Source organism: Caulobacter sp. (genome assembly GCF_035254145.1).
Lineage (GTDB): Bacteria > Pseudomonadota > Alphaproteobacteria > Caulobacterales > Caulobacteraceae > Caulobacter.
The window spans coordinates 23728-34769 of the sequence record NZ_DATFAV010000197.1; the positions used below are offsets into that span (position 1 = coordinate 23728).

Consider the following 11042-nt stretch of genomic DNA (forward strand, 5'->3'; position numbering starts at 1 on the left):
CCGTTCGGCGCTGGATACAGCAGAGCTTGTCATGCCCCTGCTGATGGACGAAGCCGCGCCGTTGGCGATGTGGCAGGATGTCGCATCTCGCCCCCGCCGCCTATTTGAACTGGAAGCGGATCTCGAAGATGGTGTCGCTCGCGACGCCGGTGGGCGGTTCGGGGAATGGGGCCGCGCGCTTGACGGTGTCGATGGCCAGCCGGTCCAGCATCGGATCGCCGCTCGTGCGGATCACCTTCACGTCCAGCGGCGTCCCGTCTCGCGTGAGGCGGAAGCCGAGCTGGGCTTGGCCGCGCAGGTGAACGCCGGCCGGCCGGCGCGCCATGATCATGCGCCAGATGTGCTCCTGATAGTGGCACAGCGCGTCGTCCCGGGTCGGGGCGCGAACGGCCAGAGCGGCGGCCGGAGGGGGCGAGGGATCCGCCGCGGGGCGCGGTTGCGGCGCACTGGCGGCGGTCGTCGGCTCGGCCTGGCTCGGAGTGGCGCTGGACGGAAGCACGGCGCTTGCGGCCTTGGCCCGATCCGGCTTCGCGGACTGAGTGGTCTCGGCGACGGGGCGGGGCTTACGCTCCGGCGAAGGCGTCGGCTTTAGAACGGGCGGGCGCACCCTCGGCATGTCGTCGAACGAGACCAGCGACACCACGATGTCCGGCGGCGTCGGGGCGACCGGACGCTGGAACGGCTCCAGTGTGACGAGGGCCAACTGGGCCGCCACGATGCCACAGGACGACACGAAGGCGAGGCCCTTGGGCAGCAGCACCTGACGGCACCACTGCTGGACGCCGCCTTGACCGGCGGCCAGGGAGAGCGGCGAGGCCATGGCTCAGAATCTCGCCGTCAGTCCAAGATCGATCGAGCGGCCGCGGCCTGGAGCTTGGCGCAGCGCGCCAGTGACCCCGTAGTCGCCCAGGGAGACGCCGCCCAGGGGCAGGTCGTAGCTGCGGTTGGCCAGGTTCTGGACCGCCAGGCTGAACGTCATCGTCTTCCACTGATAGGCCGTGCGCAGGTTCACCAGCTGATAGGCCGACGTCTTGCGTTCGTTGCGCGCGGTGTCGACGTGGCTCTTGTCGGCCACGAGCTCGACTTCCAGCGCGTTGGTCCAGGGGCCGCGCGCGTGCTCCAGCGTGACGCGCCCGTTCAGCGGCATCTGCCGATAGAGGTCGCCGCCGGTGGTGCGGTTCTCGCCGCGCAGGGCGCTGAGAGCGGCCTTCGCCCGGATCTTGCCCACCACGGGGCTGGACCACAGCGGCGCCTCGGCCGAGACGTCCACGCCGTGGAAGCGGGCGTCGACGTTGGTGAATTGCATCTGGACGAACCCGTTGGGCTGGCCCGCCCTGTTGGTCAGGTCGGCGATCTTGCGCGCGTCGATGAAGTCCTCGACCTCGGTGTAGAAGGGCTCGACCGTCAGACGCCAACCCTCCTCGCCGCCGCCGGAGAAGCGCGCCGCGGCGCTGATCGTGTCGGCCTTTTCCGGCTTCAGCGCCAGGTTGCCGACATAGCCGTTGCCGTCGCCGTACCAGCCGATCATCTGGCTGGACATCGCGCCACGCCCCCAGGCGTAGAGCTCGTAGACATTGGGCGATTGCGTCTTGCGCGCATAGCCCAGTTCCAGCGTCACGCCGGGACGAGGCGCATAGCGCAGCAGCGCCGCGGCGCCCCAGTTGCTGTCGTCGTGCTTGTGATCGGCGGCGTTGAAGGCGGTCGCCGCCATGGCGTCCTTCATGCTCATCATGCCGGTCGAGTAGGGCTGGGCCGCGCCGGTGTTCATCGACACGGCGTCATGGCGCAGGCCGACGACGCTGGAGAGCGTATCGGACCAGCGGGAGTCCAGCTCGGCGAACAGGCCGAAGCGATCGCGGTGACCGTCGTTGATGTTCAGATAGGTGTTGGGGCCCATCATCGCGCTGCCGGCGACCGGCGGCCAGGTGTCGTCGACCGCCTGGTGGTGGAACTCGTTGCCCACCCGCAGGGTCTGGCGGGCGTCCAGCGCGATCTCGGCCTTGGCGACATAACCGCTGGACTTGACGCGGGTGTTCATCGGCATGCCGCCGTCGGCGTCGCCGCCCTTGTCGTCCAGGAAGTTCATCTTGTGGCGGACGTCGCGGTGATAGGCGGTGACGTCGACCGAGCCCCAGTTGAACGCGCCCTGATAGCGGCCGTTGAGCGACCACGACCGGTTCAGCGTCATATCCATCCACTGGTTCGGAAAGCCTTCGTACGGAGAGTAGTCCAGGGTCCCCTTGACCGTGAACAGGCCCACGGCCGTGCGCCGGGCGACGGTCAGGGCCTGGCTGGTCTTGGCGTATTCGGTCGAGCGCACCCGGCCATCGCCGTCGCCGCCCTTGTAGTTGTCGGCGCGCGCCGCCGAAGCGGCGTAGGTCGCGCTCCAGCGATCGTCCGCCCAGGTCGCCTGCACGCCGCCGCCGACCGCGTCGTCGTTGCCGCGATAGAAGGCCGACGCCTCGCCGGTGACCAGGGTCTTGCCGGGCTCGGCGAACTGCGGATCGGCCGACCGGGCGGCGATGATCCCGCCGATGTTGTCGCCGCCGAAGCTGACCGGCGACACGCCCTTCATCACCAGAACCGCGTCGAGCGTCTGCGGATCGACGTAGGAGAGGGGCGGGTTCATGAAGTTGGGGCAGGCCATGTCGATCGGCGCGCCGTCCACGGTCACGGCGACATGGTCCTCGCCCAGGCCACGCAGCGCGGGCAGGCTGGCGAACCCGCCGCCGCCTTGCGCGGCGACGCCCGGCATCGCGCGCAGGATCTCGGCGACGTCGCTGGAACGGCGGGCCTCGCGGCGCAGGGTCGGGCGGTCGAGGCTCTGCCCCGAGGCGAGGGCGGCGCCCTGGTCCTGAGCCGAGGGCGCGGTCTGCACATCCACATCGCGCAGCTGGATGCTGGTCTGGGCAGCGGCCGGGAAGGCGGTCATCGCCGCGGCCAGAGCAAGCCAAGAAACCGAAGCGGTGACGGAAGCGGTGCGGATCATTGCAGTGTTCCCCTGCCGGAAAGGGCGACGCCCCGACCGACCTGTCGTTCTGTTTTCGAAGTCGAGAGCGTTATCCAGAGGGCGATGCGGGCGACGGGCGTGTCGAAGACGCGGCGTCGTGCGCTCCCTCCTTGTGGTTCACGATCGTGAGGGCACCCTAGAGCGAAGAGCGACCGCCGCCATTTCAGGTCTTTGCCTAAGTAGGGGTCCGTAGGGAGTGGCCCGGGCCTGGGCGAGAAGGGCTAGAACGCACGCCATCGACGCATCTCCAGGGCCAACCGCGGCCCCGGCAGCACGCTAGGCCAAGGTCGGCCCCGGTCGTTGAGGACGCACAACCTTGGCCACGCGCGAGGCGCGATCTGTCGCGCCGTGGGGCGGCGGCGACGTCTTGCGGATGGTGGGAGTTTGGGCGGATGGCGGGGCGACAATGCGCCGCCGTCCGCGCGGGTTCCCTACATCGGACCGACGCCGCCCGGTGTCGTCTGGAAGTCGAAGGCCGGCTCACGCGGACGACGCGGGTTCGGCGCGCCCTGGCCGCCGAAACCGTAGGTGAAGCCGACGAACACCGCCCGCAGATCCAGATCCATGGCGCGGCGATCCTTGAGGGCCGCGGTGTTGATGACCAGCTTGTCGCCGAATGTCTTCAGCGAGTCCTGGACCGTCACCACGCCCGACAGGCGATCGTTGAACTTGTGGCGATAGCCCAGGTTCAGCATGCCGGTCGGCTCCCGATAGCCCTGCGGCGTCAAGCGCTTGCCGATCGCGAAGCCGCTGACCTGGAAGAAGTCCTTGGGCGTGGCCTGGACGTTCAGCGCCGCGTAGCCCGAGACGGTGAAGGCCGAGCGCTTGTCGGGGAAACCCAGCTCCGTGGCCCCGATCTCGTTCCACGCCGCATTGCCGCTGATCGTGTACGAGACCTTGGGCGTGAGGCGGGCGTTGGCGACCAGCTCGAGCCCTCCGCTGCGGCTCTTGGCCAGATTGGCCTTGGTGGTCAGCAGCACGCCGTCGCCGATGTCGCGGACCACGTCGGTGACCCCGTCGCGGGCCTGGCGCCAGTAGAGCGTGCCCAGATAGTAGTTGAAGCCCTTGCGCATCTGGTAGGCGACCTCGAATGAGTCCGTCACCTGCGGCTTCAGGCGCGGGTCGCCCTGACGGTAGCTGTAGGGGTCCTGATAGATGCGGTAAGGGTTGAGATCCTGGGCCGTCGGGCGCTGGATGCGCCGGCTATAGCTGGCGTTGACCTGGCGGGTGTCGTCGACCTTGTACTGCACGTGCAGCGACGGATAGGCCCGCAGGTAGTCGTAGCTGTCCTTCAGGTTCGAGGTGACCTGATTGGTGTCGATCTTGACCTCTTCCAGACGCAGGCCTGGCATCACCGTCCAGTCGCCGATCGGCCGGCTGTAGGTGGCGTAGAGGGCGTGGACCGCCTGGTCGTAGCGGAACTGATTGGTCAGCGACGGGGTGACCGTCAGGCTCCCGGCGTTCGGACCCCGGGCGCCGTAGTTGTCGTAGTCGTTGTCGTCGACCTGCAGTTCGTAGCCCGCCACCAGCTTGGCGCCGCCCGGCAAGGGGCGCTTATACTCCGCCTTCAGGCGCGTCTGGACCAGCTCGTCGCCGATACGCACTCGCTCGATGAAGTTCGAGGCGGTCGGCAGCTGGTTGAACGCGTCGGCCAGGGTGGTCTGGCGGTCGCGGGTGCGCTCCACACTGGTGTGGACCGTGAACTCGTGGTCGTCGCCGGAGAGCTTGCGGCGCAGATCGCCGGATAGGCCGGTCACCGAGCGCTTCATCTCGCCGTCGCTGCGACGCTGGTAGCGAACGATGGGAGCGCCGGCCGGATCGCGACCATCATAGTCCGAGCCCGACTTCGACCTGTAGGTCATGTCGTTGTAGCGCGCCTCGGCGCTGAGGCGGGTCTGCTTGTCGAGGTCGTAGTCGACCCCGCCGCGAGCGTTATGCGACTGGCCCCGGCTGACGAAGCCGATCTTCTGGTGGCTGGTCGCGTACTTGCCGGTCGCCGTGTCCAGCCGTTCGCGATCGTCGACGATCTCGCCCTTGGCCTTGTCGCGCCGCCAGCCGCCGTCGGCCGACAGCGTCAGGCGCTTGGTATTGCGCGCCAGGCTGACGCTGGCGTTCTTACGGCCCTCCGTGCCAGCGTTGACGCGAACCGAGCCGGTGGTCCCGACCCCGCGCTGCTGCTTGGTGATCAGGTTGATGATCCCGGCTGTGCCCTCGGGGCTGAAGGCGGCCGACGGATTGGTCATCACCTCGACCCGCTCGAACTGGCTGGCGGGAATTTGTTGCAGCACCTGGCCGCGGTTCTCGCCCTTGAACATGCCCGACGGCTTGCCGTCGATCATGATGGTGACGTTGCTATCGCCGCGCAGGCTGACATTGCCCTGCACGTCCACCTGCACCGAGGGCACGTTGCGCAGCACGTCGGCGACCGAGCCCGTCGTGGCCTGCAGGTCCTTGCCCAGGCTGTAGCTGCGCCGGTCGATCGAGGTCTTGATGTCCTGCGACGATGGCGCGGTGATCGTTACGCCCTGGACTTGGTTGGGCTGGTCCTTCTTGGCTGGAGCCGGCGCGGTCTGGGCCAAGGCGGCGCCACTGATCGCGGCCAGACCCGTGGCGGCCATCAGGGCGGCGCGGCGCGTCGGGAAGGTCATGGAAGGTCTCCTCTGTTGCGAGGAACCTGCCGGATCGGCTCGAAGCGTTGCAGTGCCTGGGGTCACGCCCTCGAGGTGACGTTTGTCACCTGCGAATCAGGGCTTGGTCGCGTCAACCGGTTCAAGATATTGGCCGACCACGGCCTCGGCGCCGGTGAAGACCAGGGTGCGGGTCACGCCGAACCGGCGAATGTTCACCTGGTTCACCTCGTCGCCATAGATATCCGAGAACATCGCCGCCTTGACCCCGATGGCGGCGGTGGCGTCGCTGGGCGCGATCTTGCCGACATATTCGAAGCGGACCTCGTCGGCGCCCAGCGTCAGGTCCTTCAGGGTCAGCTCCACGATCTTGCCGTCCACCGCCACGCAGAACTGCTTGAGCATATAAGCCTTCAGCGCCTCGATCGCGTCCGGGTCGTCGAGGCTGGTTTGGGCGTCTGGAGCGATCACCGCCAGGGCGGGCTCGGCGTCGTGCGCCGGGACCCGATGGCTGACCGTGACCGTCCCGGTCTTGGCGTTGATCTCCACGACGCTCAGGGCGCCATGGCCGCGATGCGCGACCGCCGGAAGCGGGGCGAGCATGAGGCTCGCCGCCAGGATCAAGGCGGTCGCGCGGGCGATCACTTGGGGCCGTCGTCCTTCTTGGTTTCAGGCTTGGTTTCCGGAACCGCCTGGGTGGCCAGACTGTCGGGATCGACCTTCAGATTGGCGTCCTTCATGCGGCTCGAAGCCTCCGGCGGCTTGGTGATCTTCAGCGTCGTGGGCATGATCGCGCCCTCGTAGACGTTGTTGCCGCGATCGGCGTCGGCGGTCTCCCAGAGCGGGTCGATCTCGGCGCCCTTCAGCTGCTTGGTCGAGACATACTGCCAGGTGACCTGCTTGGAGCTCTTGCGCCAGATCTCGGCGGGGATGCGGACGGTCTCGGTCGTGCCGTCGGCGAAGTCCATCTTCAGGATCACCGGCATCACCAGCCCGCCGATATTGCGGAAGGTGAAGCGATAGAAGTTGCCCTTGAAGTCCTGGGCCGCGGCCTCCTCGGGCGTCAGGTCCTCGCGCGCCGACTTGGCCTTCTTGCGGGCGCTGTCGAAGACGCTGAACTCGTCGGTCTGGTCGTAGAAGTCGCGGGTCTTGGGATCCAGCTCGACCACGGTCTTGTCGGTGTTGCGCGCGGCGGTCAGAGAGCCGGGCTCCTTGGCCCGCTGGGCCTTGCGGACGCCGGCCTCGACGTCGGGATCGCCGCTGTCGAGGCGACCCTGCACGATCTTGTCCAAGGCGATGTCGACATGGTCGGTCGAATAGAACCAACCCCGCCAGAACCAGTCGAGGTCGATGCCCGAGGATTCCTCCATCGTCCGGAAGAAGTCATAGGGCGTGGGATGCTTGAAGCGCCAGCGATTGGCGTACTCCTTGAAGGCGCGGTCGAAGAGCTCGCGCCCTATCACCGTCTCGCGCAGGATGACCAGCGCCGTGGCCGGCTTGGAATAGCCGTTGGGGCCGAACTGGATCACCGAATCCGACTGGGTCATCATCGGCACCTGGTCCTGGCTGACCATGTACTCGACGATGTCCTTGGGCTCGCCGCGGCGGGAGGGGAACTTCTTGTCCCACTGCACCTCGGCCTGGAATTCGAGGAAGCTGTTCAGGCCCTCGTCCATCCAGGTCCACTGGCGCTCGTCCGAATTGACGATCATCGGGAAGTAGTTGTGGCCGACCTCGTGGATCACCACGCCGACCAGGCCGTACTTGGCGCGCTCGGTATAGGTCAGGGCGCCGGTCTTCTTGTCCTTCACCGGCCGGGGGCCGTTGAAGCTGATCATCGGATATTCCATCCCGCCCTGCGGGCCGTTCACCGACTGGGCGATCGGATAGGGGTAGGGGAAGGTGAAGCTGGAATAGACCTTCAGGGTGTGGGCGATCGACTTGGTCGAATAGGCGTCCCACAGGGGCCGGGCTTCCTTGGGGAAGAACGACATGGCCATCACCAGCGGATGCTTGGCCGACGGGTCGGCCTGCTTCACGCCCATGGCGTCCCAGATGAACTTGCGCGAGGTCGCCCAGCCGAAGTCGCGGACGTTGGCGGCCTTGAACACCCAGGTCTTCTCGCCGGTCGGCTTGCCGGTCTCGGCGGCGGCGGCCTCCTGCGGGGTCACCACATAGACCGGCTCACTGGCGGTGCGGGCCTTGGCCAGGCGATCGCGTTGGGCGGCGGTGAGGATCTGGGCGGCGTTCTGCAGCTCGCCGGTGGCCGAGACGACGTGGTCGTTCGGCACGGTCAGGGCCACGTTGTAGTCGCCGAACTCCAGGGTGAACTCGCCGCTCGAGAGGAAGCTCTTGTTGTGCCAGCCCTCGTAGTCCGAATAGACGGCCAGGCGCGGGAACCACTGGGCGACCTCGAAGATGCAGTTGCCGTCGTCGCCCTTCTGGGTGAAGCACTCGTAGCCGCTGCGCCCGCCCACCACCTTGGTCTCGATCATCGGGAACGACCATTCGATCGAGAACCTCGCCTCGCCGCCATTGGCCCTAACGGCCGCCGGCATCTCGATGCGCAGCATGGTGTCGACCACCGTGAACTTCAGCGGCCGGCCCTGGGCGTCCTTGACCGACTTGATGGTCATGCCGCCTTCCCAATCCTGGAAGCGTTGGGCGCGGCGGACCTGGCCCAGGGTGAGACCGTCGCCCGAGACGGTCTCGGTCAGGTGGCTGATGGACGAACGCTTGAAGTCGTTCTGGTCCAGCATCAGCCACAGATAAGGCAGGTCGTCGGGCGAGTTGTTGCGGTAGGTGACCGACTCCTTGCCGATGATCGACTTGGTCGGTTCGTCCAGCTTGGCCGAGATGTCGTAGTCGACCTTCTGCTGCCAGTAGCGATAGCCCGGAGCGCCGGAGGCGTTGCGATAGTCCGTCGGCGACGGCCAGTCCTCGCCTTCCAGCTGACGGAACTTGTCCTCGAACGGCGCCTTGGTCTGCTTGATGGTGTCGGCGTGCGCGCCGGAGACGAAGGCGGCGGTGAGCGCGGCCGCGATCACGCCGGAAACGGCGTAGCGAATGGAACGATTGGACAAGTTCAGCCCCTCAGCTCAGAACCCTGACAAAAACCCCACCTGGAACTTGGCCAGGGAGAAGGGAAAAATCATCCCATTTTCGTGCGATCGGTTCAGAAATTAATCTTCAGGCCGGCCCGGACGGTGCGCGGCTCCACCGGGTGGAAATGCACGTCGTCCACGCCTTCCGAGCGCTCTCCTTGCAGCCGCGAGGCGTAGAAATAGGCGATATCGTCCTTCTTGCCGTTGGTCAGGTTCAGGATCTCGATCATCAGGCTGGCGCGGCCGAGGTCCTGGGCCAGGAGCGCATTGATCAGGCTTGTGGGGCGCGAGCGCACGGAATTGTCTTCGATCAGCGGCGCGGCGCCGAGGCGACGCCAGGTCAGCGACAGGGTCGAGGCCTGGCCCAGCCTCCAGCTCGCGCCGGCGCTCAGCACCGAGCTTACGGCGTTGGGGATGCGATCGCCTCCCGGCGGATCGCCGGCGAAGCGAGCGTGGGTGGCGGCGTAGGCGGCGGTCAGGTTCAGCCGCGCGGTCGGCCGCCAGTCGGCCAACAGCTCCAGCCCCGCGCGCCTGGTGGCGCCGCTGGCTTCGGTGAAGCCGGCGTCACCGACATAGACCAACTCGGAATCGACATGCAGCGCCCAGGCGGCCGCCGTCAGGGTCAGGCTCTCGCGCTTCCAGCGCAGACCAAGCTCCGCCCCATCGGATGGGGAGAGCAGTGGCGCCCGAGCGGCGGGTTCGCCGGTCACGGGATCGACCGAGATCACCGCGCCGCGCGCATCGTTGGAGTGGAAGCCTCGTCCGGCGTCGGCGTAGAGCTCGAACGTCCTGGAGGCGCGCCAGGCAAGGGCCAGCTTGGGGCTGACCAGCAGGTCGGCGACGTCGCCGCTGTTGCGCGGGTCTCCGGCCGAAACCTTCGCGCCCATGGCGTCGGCGCGCAGTCCGAGCGTGGCGTCCAGCTTGCCAAGGCGGCGGGAGGCCTCGCCCCACAAGGCCGCCGACCATTCCGTCAGGGCGTCCTGGCGCACGGTGGCGCGGCGCAGGCGCGCGGTGGTGCGGTAGAGGCCCACCTTGCCGATGTCGTCGACCCTGGCCGAGGCGCCGGTTCGCAAGGTCCATCCGCCGGTCGGGGTCCAGCGCTTGCTTACCGAACCGCCATAGACCCAGCGCTGGTCGACCTGCTCGAACTGGTCGCCATTGACCGGATCGTCGAGGAAATAGGTGAAGTTCGACCACAGATCGAGCCGGTAGCGTTGCGCGTAGACGACGGCGTCGACCCCCCGCATCAGGTCGCGGCGCCGGGCCGACAGGATGAAGCGCGAGGTCTCCCCGCCGTCAGTCGGATCGACCGCGTCCAGCCGTCCAAGGGTTCCGGCCTCGACCGCTCGGCGCGGTATCTGGTCGGTGGCGTTCCAGCGGGCGTCGTAGGCGAGGGCGGTGATCGACCAGCCGCCGACCAGGGCGCGGCCCAAGAGGTTGATCTTCTTGAGGTCCTCGGGCGTCGTCCAGGCGCCGCGCGCGGTCGAGATGTCCGCGGCGACCAGGACGTCGCCGGTCAGGGCCTTGGAGCCGACCGCGCGATAATATTGGTTCTCGCCGATCCAGGCCTGCGCGCCGTCGCCGTGCAGATGGTCGGCGGTCTCGAACGCCACCGCGCCCGCCGTGGCGAAGTCGCCGTTCTCGGCGGCGTAGGGCCCCTTTTTGAAGCCGATGTCGTGGACGAACTCCGGCGTCAGAAGGTTCAGGTCCAGATAGCCCTGGCCATGGCCGTGCGAGGGCAGGTTCAACGGCACGCCGTCAAGCGACGCGGCCAGGTCCGTGCCGTGATCCAGGTTGAAGCCGCGCAGGAAGTACTGGTTGGCCTTGCCCGCGCCCGAGTGTTGGGTGGCCGCCAGGCCGGGCACCGCCTCGATCAGCTCGCCGGGCCGCAGGAGCGGGCGCACCGCGAAGTCGGCGTAGCTGATCTTGCCTTCGCTGGCCGAGGTCGCGCGGCCCAGGTCATTGGCGCGGCGACCCCAGACCGAGATCGCCTCGACCGCCTGGGCGCGAACGGCCGTCGGTGCGAAGACGGCGGCGAGGGCCAGAAAGAGCCGGATGGCGGGTCGCGTCATGGAGCGGCCTGTTAGGCTGGCGCGGCCGCCCGGACAAGCGTCATCGCCGCGCCGTCCGAGGGATCCGCTCAAGCTGCTTTCAGCAGGTCGTCGAAGTACTCGATGGTCTTCATCAGTCCGACCTTCAGCGGCGCGGTCGGGGTCCAGTCCAGGTGCTGCCTGGCCAGGGTGATGTCGGGCTGGCGCTGGCGCGGATCGTCGGAGGGCAGGGGGCGGTGGACCAGTTCCG

6 protein-coding genes and 1 pseudogene are annotated in these 11042 nt (G+C 67.8%); all 7 read right to left on the reverse strand.

Annotated elements, in window-relative coordinates; translation table 11 throughout:
• Positions 1–100: 100 nt before the first annotated feature.
• The gene (locus VJ655_RS12090) at positions 101–820 is read right to left on the reverse strand and encodes a TonB family protein (protein WP_324111376.1); all 720 of its coding nucleotides are present in this window, start codon (positions 818–820) and stop codon (positions 101–103) included.
• Between the two features lie 3 nt (positions 821–823).
• On the reverse strand, positions 824–2989 hold the full coding sequence (locus tag VJ655_RS12095; RefSeq protein WP_324111377.1) for a TonB-dependent receptor: 2166 nt from the start codon (positions 2987–2989) through the stop codon (positions 824–826).
• Positions 2990–3441: 452 nt separating this feature from the next.
• A complete protein-coding gene (locus tag VJ655_RS12100; protein WP_324111379.1) occupies positions 3442–5658 on the reverse strand; it encodes a TonB-dependent receptor domain-containing protein in 2217 nt (738 codons plus the stop codon).
• Positions 5659–5754: 96 nt separating this feature from the next.
• On the reverse strand, positions 5755–6240 hold the full coding sequence (locus VJ655_RS12105; protein WP_324111381.1) for a DUF6702 family protein: 486 nt from the start codon (positions 6238–6240) through the stop codon (positions 5755–5757).
• A gap of 38 nt (positions 6241–6278) precedes the next feature.
• Complete coding sequence (locus VJ655_RS12110) at positions 6279–8726, reverse strand: M1 family metallopeptidase (RefSeq protein ID WP_324111385.1); 2448 nt, start codon at positions 8724–8726, stop codon at positions 6279–6281.
• 86 nt (positions 8727–8812) lie between these two features.
• The gene (locus VJ655_RS12115; protein ID WP_324111383.1) at positions 8813–10813 is read right to left on the reverse strand and encodes a TonB-dependent receptor; all 2001 of its coding nucleotides are present in this window, start codon (positions 10811–10813) and stop codon (positions 8813–8815) included.
• Between the two features lie 68 nt (positions 10814–10881).
• Positions 10882–11042 (reverse strand): annotated as a pseudogene (locus tag VJ655_RS12120) (SDR family NAD-dependent epimerase/dehydratase); the annotation flags it as partial.

What these genes read in the sequence shown, in the direction of transcription:
- VJ655_RS12100 (WP_324111379.1), bottom strand. Translation starts at nt 5,658, where the DNA reads ATGACCTTCCCGACGCGCCGCGCCGCCCTGATGGCCGCCACGGGTCTG.
- VJ655_RS12115 (WP_324111383.1), bottom strand. Translation starts at nt 10,813, where the DNA reads ATGACGCGACCCGCCATCCGGCTCTTTCTGGCCCTCGCCGCCGTCTTC.
- VJ655_RS12090 (WP_324111376.1), bottom strand. Translation starts at nt 820, where the DNA reads ATGGCCTCGCCGCTCTCCCTGGCCGCCGGTCAAGGCGGCGTCCAGCAG.
- VJ655_RS12105 (WP_324111381.1), bottom strand. Translation starts at nt 6,240, where the DNA reads ATGCTCGCCCCGCTTCCGGCGGTCGCGCATCGCGGCCATGGCGCCCTG.
- VJ655_RS12095 (WP_324111377.1), bottom strand. Translation starts at nt 2,989, where the DNA reads ATGATCCGCACCGCTTCCGTCACCGCTTCGGTTTCTTGGCTTGCTCTG.